Genomic DNA, 14,281 nt, shown 5'->3' with positions numbered 1-14,281 from the left:
AAATTTCAACGGCCATACCGCTATTGGTATGGCCGTTGAAATTTTCGCAAGTTACTTCACCTGTCTTACCGTTGTATTTCCACCCCCATTTAAAGTCAGATCTAGAGGCTTGTTATTTTTCCAGGCGCCTCTGGTAAAATCAGGGATATCAACACTCGCAGATCTTTTGGTAGCGGACTGATGGCTCAGCGGAACAATACAACTCCAGGAAGCCGCATCATACACATCCTGATCCAAAGGTAATCCATTGCGCAAACAATCAATTAAGCGCCAGTCCATGATAAAATCCATCCCACCGTGACCACCGATTTTCTTTCCAATTTCACCGACATGTTTGATGATCGGTGGGCTATAAGTATCATAAAGCTTTTTCATTTCAGTTTCTTTCACCCATTCTTCGTTAAAAGCAATTCGCTCAGGTTCAGGATATTTACTCACAAAACCTTTGGTCCCGCTGAGTAAATGGATTCTTGAATAAGGTCTTGGTGTAGTTACATCATGCTGAACCATCATCGTTTTTCCGTTGGCCGTTTTAATGGTGGTGGTATTCATATTACCACGAAATTTCTTTCCAACAAACTGCTTATAGAAATCATCTTTTTCCGCACGCTTAGCCGCTTCGGGTCCCATTTGGAAATCATTGGTTGACATAGACACCATATAGTCCATTTTATCACCCCTATTGATGTTTAAACACTGTGCAATCGGGCCTAAACCATGCGTAGGATATAAATCACCGTTGAAGTTGATGTTCTCTTTCAGCCTCCACATGTCCTGGTAGCCATTTTTAGCGAAGTTCAAACCTAATAGATCATGAATATAAGCCCCTTCGGCGTGTACAATCTCTCCTAACATCCCATTGCGCGTCATGTTTAGGGTGAGCATTTCAAAGAAATCATAGCAGCAGTTTTCAAGCATCATGCAATGCTTACGTGTTTTTTCAGAAGTTTCAACCAACTTCCAACAATCTTCTACCGTTAAAGCTGCCGGAACTTCAGTAGCGGCATGTTTACCATGTTCCATGGCATAAACAGCCATAGGGGTATGTAAACTCCAGGGTGTACAGATATAAACCAGATCGAGATCTTCTTTATCAATCATTTCCTTCCATCCATTCTGTCCCGAGTACTCCTTTGCTTTTGGAAGACCTTTATTAGTGAGGTATTTTTGAGCGGCAGACGCCCTTTCAGGCAATAAGTCACAAAGTGCCTTGATTTCAACACCTTCAATAAATGACATTCTTCCTACGGCGCCTGGTCCACGCATGCCTAAGCCGATAAAGCCAATTTTAACTTTATCAATTTTAGGTGCTGCATAGCCGCACATATTAAAGCGCTTTTTTCCGATTAAAGGGCTAAATGAATCGCCTGCTGCTGCGTTTGGGCCTTGACTTGCATAAGATGGAAGACCGATTGCTAAGGCCCCGGAACCGATGGCCAATTGATTTAAAAATTTTCTACGATTTGCGTTCATATATTTATAGTTGGTTAATAGCCGATAACTGAAATCAGAAGTAATTATACCCAATTATAAGTAAATGTTTTTTGAATAGGCTACGCAAACGATTGTCTAAAAAATAGAGGCTTTTGCGGGCGATTTAGGCTGAAAGCAAAAAAGCCACTCGACATGAGCAGCTTTTTGCGGACCGGACGGGACTCGAACCCGCGACCTCCGCCGTGACAGGGCGGCATTCTAACCAACTGAACTACCGGTCCGTAGATCTTTGTAATATCTATTACCCTTTCGGGAATGCAAATATAGGGTGATTATCTATACTTCCAAACTTTATTTTAATTAATTTTCAAGTGCTTAATTACCAGCGCCTTCTTTCATCTTTTCTGCATTTTCTGCAAACTGGAGCGCATCAATCAGCTCCTGTACACCACCATCAAGCACATTATTCAGGTTATATAAAGTTAATCCAATGCGGTGATCAGTTACCCTTCCCTGCGGATAATTGTAAGTTCTCACCTTCGCTGAGCGGTCTCCTGTAGACACCATCGTTTTACGACGGGCAGCAATGTCACCGTTTTTCTTTTGCACTTCGATATCATATAACTTGCTACGCAACATCTCCATGGCAATAACCCTGTTTCCTAATTGAGAACGTTCCTGCTGACAAACGACAACGATTCCAGATGGCTTATGCGTCAACTGCACTTTAGTTTCCACCTTATTTACGTTCTGTCCACCAGCACCACCTGAGCGTGACGTCTGCAGTTCTATATCCGCCGGATTAATAAAAAGGTCTATCTCTTCCGCTTCCGGTAAAACAGCTACTGATGCTGCTGAAGTATGCACACGGCCCTGGGTTTCTGTATCAGGCACACGTTGCACACGGTGTACACCCGATTCATATTTCAATTGTCCGTACACATCTTCACCGCTCACTTTAAGGATCACCTCTTTGTAACCACCGGCAGAACCTTCAGTTACATCTACGGTTTCTACTTTCCAGCCTTTTTGTTCAAAATAACGGCTGTACATTCTATATAAGTCGCCGGCAAATAAAGCAGCTTCATCACCACCTGTACCACCTCTGATCTCAAAGACAGCGTTTTTAGCATCCTCTGGATCAACAGGGATCAGCATCAGACGAACTTTTTCTTCCAGTTCTTCCTGCTCCTTTAAAAGCATGTCTAATTCTTCCCTGGCCATATCCCGCATTTCTGCGTCTTTCTCATTATTCAGAATTTCTTTGTTGGCCTCTATATTACTCATTACATTCTTATAGATCTTATATTGATCTACAATTTTGCCTAAGTCTTTGTATTCTTTATTTAACGTTGCAAAACGCTTCATATCCTGCATCGTATCAGGATTACTCAACTGCTCTTCTACATCTTCCCACCGCAGTTTAATTGCTTCTAATTTTTCTAACATATCTTGTTTTCAGATAATTAAATTCATTCGCTACTCAGCAGGAAGGCTATTTGCCTGTAACCCAGAAGAAGGAATGTGATTTATTTGGACACAAAAATAGGTTTTTTAGCTTAATTATTTGCGTCAAAATAATTAAGGCATAGCTCTTTGCCGTCAAATACAGCATAAGAATTATAAGTCAGCCATTCACCAAGATTCACATAGCGGCTCTTTTCATTTAACTGAAGGTCTAATGGCAGGTGACGGTGACCATAAATAAAATAGTCATAATGAGATTTTTTTAATATTTCTTTTGAGTAAATGGCCAACCATTCATTCTCTTCGCCCTGGAAAACTTCAGGCCCTTGATTGGCCGCACGACTGTTTAAAGACCAGGCATTACCAATGCCTAAACCAATTCTAGGCGGTACAATAGAAAATAACCACTGGCAAACGGGGTTCCTGAAAACTTTTCTTAATAATTTATATTTGCGGTCGCCGGGTCCTAAGCCATCCCCATGGTGTAAATAGAAAGTCTTTCCATTCCTTTCCATCACATATTCATTACTGATGATTTGTATCCCCATCTCGGTCTTGAAGTAATCATTTACCCACATATCGTGGTTCCCTTTAAAAAAATAAATCTTTATACCTTGATCTGACATTTGGGCAAGCTTACCTTGCAAACGGATAAAACCTTTGGGAACAACCATGCGGTATTCAAACCAGAAGTCGAAGATGTCGCCCATTAAAAAAAGTTCAGAACAGCTTGATTCTATTTCATTTAGCCATTTTACGATGCGATTTTCACGGGCCCGGCTTTGCTCGTGATCAGGAGATCCTAAATGAAAATCAGAGGCGAAATATATTTTTTTTGTCATCAATAAAACAAAGATAAACTAATTTCATTTGCTTCAATTTAAAAAAGTACTACAAGTTATGTAGATTATTTCTTAACAAGACTGTTTTTAAAGACAATTTTTGTAAATTCGCAGCAAATTTAAATACATGATTTCTACAGATATAGCCATCATTGGCGCGGGCCCCGTAGGTTTATTCGCAATTTTTGAAGCAGGATTACTTAAAATGCGCTGCCATTTAATTGATTATTTACCACAAGTTGGCGGTCAACTTTCAGAAATATACCCTAAAAAACCAATATATGACATCCCAGGCTATCCTACTGTTTTGGCCCAGGAACTTATAGATAACCTAATGGAACAGGCTAAACCTTTTCATCCTGGCTTTACTTTAGGTGAACGTATTGAAGGTTTGGAGAAACGTGCAGAGGGTGACTTTGTTTTAACTACGAATATGGGTACCATCATAGAATCCAAAGTTGTAGTTATTGCTGGCGGCCTTGGTTGTTTTGAACCGCGTAAGCCTGCAGTTGCTGGTTTAGATCAGTTTGAAAACGGACGTGGTGTAAACTATATGATCCTTGACCCGGAACAATACCGCGGACAAAAGATGGTCATTGCCGGAGGTGGTGATTCTGCTTTAGACTGGACTATTTTCTTAGCTGATATTGTGGAGGAACTGACCTTGGTACACCGTAGCGAAAGCTTCCGTGGTGCACCGGATTCTGTAAATAAAGTAATGGCTTTAGCTGAAAGCGGCCGCATTAACCTTATTTTGAACAGTAACCTGAGTTCTGTTTCAGGAGCAGGCAAATTGGAAAATGTAGAGATCATTCATAATAAAACCCTTGAAACTACCAATGTAGCCTCAGATCATTTAATTCCTTTATTTGGATTGAGCCCTAAATTAGGTCCGATAGAACAATGGAACCTTAACATCAACAAAAGCGCGATAGAAGTTAATACAGATGACTATTCTACAAATATTCCGGGTATTTATGCTATTGGCGATATCAACACCTACACCAATAAATTGAAGTTAATCCTGTGCGGATTTCATGAGGCTGCTTTAATGAGCCACAGTGCTTATCAATACATGAACCCTGGTATTAAATATACCATGAAATATACTACTGTTAATGGCGTAAGTGAATTTTAATTATGGAAGCGAATAACATTAATATACACGTACAAAATCCTGATGGTACCCTGACTACGCTTGAAGCGCCTGTTGATATGGGTTTAAGCTTAATGGAGTACTTAAAAGCTTGCGAATATGATATCCTTGCCACCTGTGGTGGTATGGCTTTATGTGCTACCTGCTGCGTTGACGTTTTGGAAGGCGAAGACAATCTTCATGAAATGTCTGATGATGAGTATGCCATGCTGGATACTTTGCCAGATGTACTGCCAAATTCAAGATTGGCTTGCCAGTTGAAGCTGAGCCCTGAAATGGATGGCCTCACCGTTAAATTACACGGCGGATTAGACTAATCTAATTCCAACCTTATATAAAACAAGCATTTCGGCCATTCTGATTAGATCAGTAAAGTCAAAATGCTTGTTTTTTTTATGCTGCTTTTTAAAGCTTCTGTTTCGAAAGCTTGTATACTATCTTGCCATGGCTATGTTGTTGGCTTTGATACTTCATGTTGCTACGATGTAACTAAGCTTTCATGAAGCAGTTTATTACAGCCTGTTGCCTCCAGGATCAGCCAGTGCTTTGTTAATTGTGAACTCTACATAGTTCCTGTCTCTTTTGATTAACTGCATCAACTTAACAACCAGCTCTTCTTCCTGACCAGGAATAAAGGGTAGGTCTTCATTTACCAAATCACGGTACTTTCTTAAAAACTTGATTTTAACTTTTGGTGCTGTTTCAGCGGTAAGTATAAAATTTGCCATGCTGTAAAAATAGGAATAATTGTTAAATGGGGATGACTATCTTCAATTTCACGCATAATAAAAACCTAAGCAAAAAAATGCCCCCAAATAGTGTTAACCTTTTTTGAGGGCAATGTATGATGATCCAGCTCTTTTAATTATTTTGTAAATTCAGGAAACAGTTTACAAATTGAGCTGATTCATTATTTTATTTCTGCTACAGCAGAAGGCTTGCTCTCCTGGCTATCTGAGTTTAATGTTGAGACAGAATAATACCCCTTGGTATTAATTGAAATCGTATTTGCTTTAGTTATTGATAACACTTTTCCTTCCTTCTTTAAATCAGAAAAATAGTATACAACAGATTTTGCATTTCCTGAAGCACTCCACTTTAATTCTCCATTTTCTATCCTGACATTAGTTGCGGCAGTTGGAGCAGGGGCTACAGCACGGCCTAAAAACGGCATAACAGCAGGATCTTTGTAAATGGCAGTAAGCTTATCTGTAATACCTACCTTATTCGAATTAAGATATTTAGCACTGTACATTACACTGCCTACTACTTTCTTGTTCAGCTTAGTAAGGTCAAATTGTCTTTGTAATTCTCCTGATGACTGAAAAGCCGAAGGCATAGTCGGATCACCAAATTTATAAAAGCCATGGCCCACCATTAAAGCGGCTTTAAAGCTATTCTGAGACCATTCAGAGAGTCGTAATTGAAAATCGTTGAATTGGTTCCCAATCTCTTGATATAATTGAGGGATCACTACATCTATCCATCCTTCCTGATTCCATTTCTTAACGTCGGCATATAAAGTATTATAGTTTTTAGTGATTTCAGGAGCTGGTGAAACAGAAAATACAACGCCCGGTTTGGTAGCCACTATGACATCATACACCCCCTTAATTGCTTTATTAACATTATCTCTTCTAAAATCTTGAACCGTGCTTATGCCTGCACCGTACTTTATAAAATCGGCCTGATCAGTAAATGTTTGACCTTCCGGATAAAAATAATCGTCAAAATGTATCCCGTCCACATCGTATTTCGTGATCGTTTCTTTCACAATATCAACTAAGCGTTGCCTAACTTCGGGTAGTGCAGGATTATATATCTGTATTGTTGGGAAGTCTACCACCCAATTTGGATTAACAGTAGAATGAAGTGCAGGAAATGAACTGCTGGTTCCAGAACGAGTTGCTATACGATAGGGATTCATCCAGGCATGAAACTCAATATCTCTCGCATGAGCTTCATCAATCATAAATTTGAGCACATCATATCCTGGATCTACACCCCGGGTCCCAGTTATAGATGCGCTCCATGGTTCGTAACTTGATTTATAAAACGCATCTCCCATTCCTTTTACTTGGAAATATATGGCGTTTATATTTAGTGCTTTAAACTTTTCAAGATAGTTGATGTACTGTTGTTTCTGACTTTCCACGCTGTACACACTCTGTGGCCAGTCTAAACCATACACTGAGGCTATCCAAACCGCTCTCATTTCTTTTTTAGGAAAAATAGGAGCATCAGCTTCTACTGGTGGCTTAGTTGGTTCAGGTTTCATCTCATCACCACCTTTTTTACAGGCATTTAAAAAGAGTACCAATGCCAGCAACACCGCTAGGTGTAATGGGATTTTTTTCATTGATTTAAATTATATTTTAATTAGATTTTAGCTTAGCGTGCTATATAATTAGATTAAAATTGGATAGGTAAATTCATTATCTATTACCTACCCAATTTTTGACTTCTTTAACTGATTAATCTAAAACTTTCGCTGGAAATTCAAAAAACACGAAGCCCGCATCACTTGCTGCAGCATAAAGCATTAAGGATACATCCTTACCCATCGCGTCTTTTTTAACATAAAAACCTGTTTGAGATGCTGGCGATGTATTTACAGGGCCCATTAATGAAAACTGAAATAATGAAGCAACAATAGGTTGATTATTCAAGTTGGTTAAAGCATCTTTTACAGTTGCGCCTTTTGTAATATCATACACAATGAAATTAGTAGCCTCCGAACCAGTTCTCGCCGCAGTGGTTACTATAAGATAACGCTCGCTATTAAAGTTAACTATGCGGGCATCTGATGCTCTTATAGGGATAGCCGTTCTACTCATGGTAAATGCAGACGAACCTCCTTCTGACACCAGTGCAACAGGTGCATCGTGACCTGTAAACAAATACTCGCTAGTATTACCAATTCGGTTAAATGAAGTCCAGGCTCCAGCTCCTGTAACTGGTATTGCAAAAACAGTTGGCTTACTTACAGTTGTATAATTAGCAACGTCGAATCTTAATATTTTACCACCGGCATTGTCTCCAAAAAAGAAATAGCCATTCCCTTGATCATTTAAACTTGCTGAAAAATTGTCGCCATGTCTAACACCGGCTCCAGTTATAGTTCCTACATTTATATTAGCGATTATCTCAGGAGCAACGTTAGGATCAGTCCAATGATAAACTTTTAATGGGCTGGCAGCGGTATTACCAGACAGATTTGCGATATAGGTATGACCATTTACTTGGGCACTCATATTAAGAATAAAGGTTCCTCCTACAACTCCAGTCATATTTAACGGAATTTTATTGATTACCCCTGCCTTCAGATCGGACACATTTAGCAAGTGTGGCGCTTCTCTCCTGGCAATTAACACCTTTTGTCCGTCAAACCCGCTTCCTCTAGTTAATGCCCCTGTAAAGGCTTCGTAAATTGGCTTCCCTAATGGATTGCTTGTAAAATCATGAGTAGTCCCTTTTTCAAAATCAGCACCGAAAACAGGCACATTTAACCTTAACTTAACCAAGTACTCGCGGTAACGAGGGGAATTTAAGACTTTAATAACAATAACTTTCTCCGATTGTCCTTGTTCAAATGTAACCGGATACGTTTCTTGATTCAACTTACCACCAGCTGACAAATCCGCCTCAAATTTGAGATTAGAAAAATTAGTGAGCGTGTCAATTCTAGGGAACCACACTGTTTTAGCAACTTCATCAACAACTCCCTCCAGTACTGTAGTTCCGTTCCCGCCAGCATTTACTATTTTAATTGAATTTAAAACAGTTTCATTGGCGGATGTATCAAGCGCCTGTGGGAAGTCATCCTTACATGAAGCTAGGATTAGCAAAGCCATAAAGGTTGCCAAGAGCCCTATTTTTGATGTTTTATATTTTAGTTTCATATTATATTTGTCTCTTATCAATAATATAGATTATAAAATTTAGTTCTGTGGCCATCCTTGTGTCTGCAACAATTTATATCCTCTGGCCGCATAATCGTCGATTTGTACAAGACCAACGGGCAATAAATATGGATTAATATTTGCTTGATTCAGGAATGGCAAACGGCCTTTATTATCAGGGCTTTTGTAAAAACCGACCATGGCTGCACCGTTGGTTCCATTGTAAACGGTCTGCGTTCCAGTTAAGCTTACGACAGCAATTTTACCAATATTTGCAGCAGTTAAAACGCCTGGGAGTTGTGAAGGAAAATTAACCCATCCGCCAGATATTAAATCCGTGTTCAGGTTATTGTCCATATATTCCAATTTAGACCATCTCTTTAAATCTGCCAAACGCAAAATCTCAAAGGCAAACTCCATTCGTCGCTCCCTTCTGATCTCCCATAATAAAGCAGAAACTTCTGGATCTCTACTTGGATCTGCTGGAATAGCTGCTAAACTAAGTGCGGCAGTTTTTGTTACGCCTTTAGCTATCGCCTCTGGCGCCAAAGGCCTACTTCTGATTTTATTGATTGATCTATCTATATCACCTTGTGTGATTGCAGCGCCACCTAGATTATCCAATTCAGCCTTAGCTTCTATCCAATTTAACAACACTTCTGCATAGCGTAATACCGGGGCATCAGTTTCATTTTTATCCCCTGTAAATTCAGGTGGCATCCCAAGTAGGTCCACTTGTGTGCGTTTTTCTACTTCTCGAGGTAAAAATTTCGTAATGTAGTAATACGAACCTTTATTGAGTGCACTAGGTTTACTGTAAAAAGTCGCTTCAAATCTGGAATCACGCGTTACGATCATATTATCCAAACTAAAAGATGCATTTGCAGTACTTGCATTTTGCCACACTTCGCCAGTAGTAAGAATATATGATTTAATTAAGTCTGAAGTAGGACCGTTAAGCGTCGATTCTGCTAAATTGCCGTAAGATGCAATTGCGTGTGTAACGCCCGCAGCAGGATCATAATTTCTATATAATATACATTCTTTATTACCCTTTAGCTCTTTAGAAGTAAACAGCGTTTTATAATCGGTGTTAATATCGTATTTGCCACTTGAAATATTCAATTCAGCAGCTTCTACAGCCAGCTCTAAAAATTTTTTGGCCTGTTCGTTATTCTTGTAATAATATTTTTGCCAAGTTCCTTCTGTTAACGCCAATCTAGAGATAAAACCTGCAACAATATATCTGTTTACGTTTTGGCTTCCATCCTCTAAACGAACGTTTTGAAGTGCAAATTTAAAATCGTCATACACCCCGTCCATTACTTCATTACGCGATGTTCTCGGCTTGTACAATTCCTCAAGTTCTGTATTATTTACCTCTCTTGTATAGTAAGGAACATCTCCGTAGGCCTGCACCAACTCTGAATACCTAAATGCTCTGAAAAACCGGCCAATACCTGTCCAATGTGCCTTGGCGCTAGGTGACAAAACATCTGACATTTCAGTTTCTACTCGATCTAACATGATGTTAATCGAGCGGATAATCGTATAGCTCCAAATAGAACTATTAGGAACTGCACGTGTAAAATTAATTTGATTTCCTTGAACAACCATATCATCACTGTTGGTATAACCTACTAGTGGTGCACCAGCGGTATTGAAACCATTTCCATACCCGTCAAAAAAATCTGTATAATATTTGTTTGCGTAAAGACGCAGTTTTTCTTCGCTCGTCCAAGCGGTGTCATCCGTTTCGGAAGTTAATGGTGGCCGGTCTAAAAATTTCTTACAACCCGCAAATACGATTACTATAAATACGAATACTATTTTAAATGCTATTTTCATTTCTTTCTTCCTTTAAATTAAAAACCAACTTGAAGCCCCGCAGAAGCCGACTTAAATGCAGGATTTGAAGTACCTGTACGACCTAAATTATAATTTCCACTAGAACGTAACATAGAATGTCCTGAAATCGCTTCTGGATCAATCGGTAGTCCTCTCAAATTATCAAACGTGATAAAATTTTCTAACGAAACGTATACTCGAGCGCTCGCAACCTTAACCCTTTTAAGTAAAGAAGTAGGCATGTTATAACCAAAAGTGATATTCTTTATTTTCAAGTAAGACATGTCTAGCATATATCTGGTTTGAGCTCTCATCACGTATCCTTCATCGGCACCATTCATATTCCACGCTCTTGGATAAAAGGCATCGGTACGATCTGCTTTCCAATAATTCCCAGCAATTGCCTGTGGCATTGCACCTTCTTTGGCAAAATATCCAGGTATAGCCAGCTGTCCACTACCCCAAATTTTTCTGGCACCCACACCTTGTAAGAAAACGGATAAGTCAAATCCTTTGAAATCGGCACCAAAACGCAATCCATATTGATACCTCGGTGTTATATTTCCAATCACAACTCTATCACCAAGATCACCATTAGTGCCTTTTCCTGCATCGATGTAACCATCGCCATTCACGTCCACAAACTTTACATCTCCAGGGCTGATCAACATCGTCTGGTTACCATCTTCGAAATAAGTTTGATAAACTGGGTTATTTCCAGCGAGCTGATTTGTTGTCTTACTAGTGCCATTATATACAATATTTGTTTGCACGAAGTTGCCGTCAGCATCATAAACAAAATCGTCTTTTTGATATAACCGATCGGTTACAAAACCGTACACATCACCATATCTTCGTCCCGTTGAAAAAGCTGAACTGAGTAATCTATTCTCCCAAGCAGATTGATGATCAGGGCCTTTTGTAATAAAGGTCACGGCATCGGCAATATTTGCATCAACGCTTAAACGGAGCCCATTATCAAATTGATGATTAAAATCCAAATTCAGTTCCCATCCCCGAGTTCTTAAATCTCCATAATTACCCTGAGGTGCGCTGGCACCATAGGTAGCAGGCAATGCTTCACCTCCCATAATCATATTTTTAGTGTACCGCTGAAACACTTCAGCTGTGATACCTAACTTGTTATTAAAGAATCGAAAGTCAGCACCTAGGTTGATATGCTCGATATCTTGCCATGCAATATCAGGCGTAATAGGAGCAGGAGTGCCCATTTGATAATAAGGAAGGCCTCCACTATCTAACCATGAGTTTTTGGCAATACCCATCTGTGCTAAATACAAGGAATTTGGTACCGATTGATCTCCAATTGAACCCCATGAAGCTCGAAGTTTTGCAAAGCTCAACACAGGGTTTAGACCTTCCATAAAACTTTCGTTAGATATCACCCAACCTCCAGAAACCGATGGATAAGTTCTCCATCTCAAATGTGTTGGAAATTTAGAAGTCGCATCACGTCTTAAACTTGTTTCAAAAAGGTATTTACCTTTAAAGGCATAATTAATCCTTCCAAAAAAACCAGCTTGTGAGTCCCAGTTTGCTCCTCCTCCTGAGGTTTGAGTTCCAACAGCAAAATTATACTGCGGATTTTCATTGTTTAACAGGTTACCCCGAGTTGAAAATTGACTAGAAAAATCGTAAGAAACAATGTTACTACCTAGCAAAAACTTTAACTGATGACTACCTAAATTTAAATTGTAATTTGTTAGGACATTTAATGTGTTTTGATTTGACCTAAAATTATTTTGAGAGAAATAAGTATCTGCTTTTACGGTATGATCTGTTAAAGGAAACCGGTAAGCGATCATGCCACTCGCATCGGTAACATTACCATTTTCATCAACATAAACTTGACCATTTTCATCTCTAAGAGCCTCAACACCATACCAATGTGTCCGACCCTTCACATAAGGAACAGACGAAGTTGTTAAATTATTTTCCGTACTGTATGCATAATCAGCTTGCACATCCCAGGCATTGGTGATTTTGAGTGTAGCCCCTAAATTCAAACTTAAATACTTTTCTGCACGAATTTGATCGTTCGACATTCTCGCGGAAAAGGCAGGGTCGATGAGATCTTCACCTTGTTCTTGCACACCAATTGGAAATAAGCGGCTCCAGCGATACATATATAACCAAGGATCTGCTGCGAAAGAATCTGCATTTAGAGAATTTGGATTTCGTTTAGTTGCATCTGCATATCTTACTCCACCACGAAGCGTTAAATAATCGGTAGCTTTAGTAGTCAAATTTAGCGCTGGGGTAAATCTTTTGTAATCATCATGCTTGGCAGGTTTCATCATGCCCTCTTGCCCTAAATACCCTACGCTTAAATTATAGCTTGTATTCCCACTTTTTCCGTTTAAGCCGAGGTTATGCATTTGCGAGAAATTATTCTCTTTAACCATTGCCGCTACTGGATCATAAATCCGATATCCGAATTTTTGAGCTCCATCCCAAGACCAGTCACGTCCGTAAACAATAGGGTCATCATTACCGATCACGCCGGCATAGTTTGTCTGCCATTCTTTAATCTTATCGAAACTCGTTCTGTCAATGCGCCAAAAACCACCAGCAGGGCCAGGTTGTTTCATGTTTTCATGAGCATCTAAGGTGTATTCTAAACCATCAATGCCAGCAATATCAATAGCTTTAAATGGAGATTGCCAAACAAAATTGTTTGAGTAGGTAAATTTATTTCCATCTATATTAGCTCCTTTCTTGGTGGTGATTAACACCACACCAAAAGCAGCTTTTGAACCATAAATGGAGGTCGAGGCAGCATCTTTTAACACGCTGATGTTCTCGATATCATTTGGATTTATATATTGAATGCTAGGGATCTCTACGTTATCTACCAAGATTAAGGGATTACTCGATCCTACGATTGAACCTATTTGACCACGAATCTTAATGATTGGATCTGAGCCAACCTCGCCACTAGGAACAACTACCGAGAGGCCCGGAACTGCTCCCTGTAGACCTCTACCTACGTCCGTTATCGGGCGGTTACCAAATACCTTAGCAACATTTACAGAGGTGACTGAACCCGTTAAACTTTCTTTCTTTTGCGTACCGAATCCAACCACAACCACTTGTTCAAGTGACTCAGAATCTTCAACTAAGGTTACATTAATTGTGGTGCTGCCTCCAACACTTTTCTCTAAAGTAGTATAACCTATATAACTAAAAACCAAAACATCATTTGTTGAGGCTTTAATAGTGTAGGTTCCGTTGGTAGTGGTTTGGCTTACCACATTTGTTCCCTTTATTTTAACAGAAACGCCTGGCAGTGGACCATCTGAAGAATTAACTTTTCCCGTAACAGTAAGTTGCTGGGCAAACGCTTGGCTTGCGAGCAAAATAATACTACAGAATAATAGGAGTAGCTTTTTTTTCATAAATGAATAAATTGGTTAGAATAAATTGTTGTTTTGGTAAACCTACAAACACGCACTAAAACGCAGTCTTAAGTTTTACGAAGTAAATATGATAAATGTTTTTTACTAAATAGAACAAAGAATGAACTATTTTAACCCGAGTGAACAAAATTTAATTGCATAAACACGCAAAAAGATGCAACATATCGCATTAGTAGTTATTTTAGCCACAAT

10 protein-coding genes and 1 tRNA gene are annotated in these 14,281 nt (G+C 39.3%); 2 read left to right on the top strand and 9 right to left on the bottom strand.

The window, feature by feature from the left end; translation table 11 throughout:
* Positions 1–51: 51 nt before the first annotated feature.
* The 4 genes from WG905_RS02780 to WG905_RS02765 form a co-directional block, all read right to left on the bottom strand.
* On the bottom strand, positions 52–1,473 hold the full coding sequence (locus WG905_RS02780; RefSeq protein WP_339590173.1) for a Gfo/Idh/MocA family protein: 1,422 nt from the start codon (positions 1,471–1,473) through the stop codon (positions 52–54).
* Positions 1,474–1,641: 168 nt separating this feature from the next.
* Positions 1,642–1,715, bottom strand: a tRNA-Asp gene (locus WG905_RS02775).
* A gap of 94 nt (positions 1,716–1,809) precedes the next feature.
* Positions 1,810–2,883, bottom strand: coding sequence for a peptide chain release factor 1 (prfA, locus tag WG905_RS02770; protein ID WP_339590172.1), 1,074 nt, complete (start codon positions 2,881–2,883; stop codon positions 1,810–1,812).
* A 110-nt stretch (positions 2,884–2,993) separates the two neighbouring features.
* Positions 2,994–3,743, bottom strand: a complete 750-nt coding sequence (locus WG905_RS02765) for a UDP-2,3-diacylglucosamine diphosphatase (RefSeq protein WP_339590171.1) — start codon at positions 3,741–3,743, stop codon at positions 2,994–2,996.
* Between the two features lie 127 nt (positions 3,744–3,870).
* On the opposite strand from WG905_RS02765, the gene WG905_RS02760 reads away from it, so the two are divergent.
* Entirely contained in the window at positions 3,871–4,881 is a 1,011-nt protein-coding gene (locus WG905_RS02760; RefSeq protein WP_339590170.1) for an NAD(P)/FAD-dependent oxidoreductase, read from the top strand.
* A 2-nt stretch (positions 4,882–4,883) separates the two neighbouring features.
* Positions 4,884–5,216, top strand: coding sequence for a 2Fe-2S iron-sulfur cluster-binding protein (locus WG905_RS02755; protein WP_339590169.1), 333 nt, complete (start codon positions 4,884–4,886; stop codon positions 5,214–5,216).
* Between the two features lie 195 nt (positions 5,217–5,411).
* On the opposite strand, the gene WG905_RS02750 is transcribed toward WG905_RS02755, so the two are convergent.
* The 5 genes from WG905_RS02750 to WG905_RS02730 all read right to left on the bottom strand — a co-directional run bounded on the left by WG905_RS02750 (position 5,412) and on the right by WG905_RS02730 (position 14,068).
* Complete coding sequence (locus WG905_RS02750) at positions 5,412–5,627, bottom strand: hypothetical protein (protein ID WP_339590168.1); 216 nt, start codon at positions 5,625–5,627, stop codon at positions 5,412–5,414.
* Positions 5,628–5,809: 182 nt separating this feature from the next.
* Positions 5,810–7,258: a glycoside hydrolase family 10-like protein gene (locus WG905_RS02745; RefSeq protein WP_339590167.1), complete on the bottom strand. Its 1,449-nt coding sequence runs from the start codon at positions 7,256–7,258 to the stop codon at positions 5,810–5,812.
* 115 nt (positions 7,259–7,373) lie between these two features.
* Positions 7,374–8,801: a DUF4623 domain-containing protein gene (locus WG905_RS02740; RefSeq protein ID WP_339590166.1), complete on the bottom strand. Its 1,428-nt coding sequence runs from the start codon at positions 8,799–8,801 to the stop codon at positions 7,374–7,376.
* 39 nt (positions 8,802–8,840) lie between these two features.
* Positions 8,841–10,649: a RagB/SusD family nutrient uptake outer membrane protein gene (locus WG905_RS02735; RefSeq protein WP_339590165.1), complete on the bottom strand. Its 1,809-nt coding sequence runs from the start codon at positions 10,647–10,649 to the stop codon at positions 8,841–8,843.
* A 17-nt stretch (positions 10,650–10,666) separates the two neighbouring features.
* Positions 10,667–14,068 (bottom strand): SusC/RagA family TonB-linked outer membrane protein, encoded by a 3,402-nt coding sequence (locus tag WG905_RS02730; protein WP_339590164.1) that lies wholly within the window; start codon positions 14,066–14,068, stop codon positions 10,667–10,669.
* Between the last annotated feature and the right edge of the window lie 213 nt (positions 14,069–14,281).

Origin of the sequence: Pedobacter immunditicola, from assembly GCF_037482985.1 — a bacterium.
GTDB classification, from domain to species: Bacteria; Bacteroidota; Bacteroidia; order Sphingobacteriales; family Sphingobacteriaceae; genus Pedobacter; species Pedobacter immunditicola.
The sequence above is the reverse complement of the archived record's forward strand: the minus strand, read 5'-3'. Positions and strand labels throughout refer to the sequence as shown.

Coding starts and splice junctions, on each gene's coding strand:
- WG905_RS02750 (WP_339590168.1), bottom strand. CDS start 5,627: ATGGCAAATTTTATACTTACCGCTGAAACAGCACCAAAAGTTAAAATC.
- WG905_RS02765 (WP_339590171.1), bottom strand. CDS start 3,743: ATGACAAAAAAAATATATTTCGCCTCTGATTTTCATTTAGGATCTCCT.
- prfA (WP_339590172.1), bottom strand. CDS start 2,883: ATGTTAGAAAAATTAGAAGCAATTAAACTGCGGTGGGAAGATGTAGAA.
- WG905_RS02735 (WP_339590165.1), bottom strand. CDS start 10,649: ATGAAAATAGCATTTAAAATAGTATTCGTATTTATAGTAATCGTATTT.
- WG905_RS02780 (WP_339590173.1), bottom strand. CDS start 1,473: ATGAACGCAAATCGTAGAAAATTTTTAAATCAATTGGCCATCGGTTCC.
- WG905_RS02730 (WP_339590164.1), bottom strand. CDS start 14,068: ATGAAAAAAAAGCTACTCCTATTATTCTGTAGTATTATTTTGCTCGCA.
- WG905_RS02760 (WP_339590170.1), top strand. CDS start 3,871: ATGATTTCTACAGATATAGCCATCATTGGCGCGGGCCCCGTAGGTTTA.
- WG905_RS02740 (WP_339590166.1), bottom strand. CDS start 8,801: ATGAAACTAAAATATAAAACATCAAAAATAGGGCTCTTGGCAACCTTT.
- WG905_RS02745 (WP_339590167.1), bottom strand. CDS start 7,258: ATGAAAAAAATCCCATTACACCTAGCGGTGTTGCTGGCATTGGTACTC.
- WG905_RS02755 (WP_339590169.1), top strand. CDS start 4,884: ATGGAAGCGAATAACATTAATATACACGTACAAAATCCTGATGGTACC.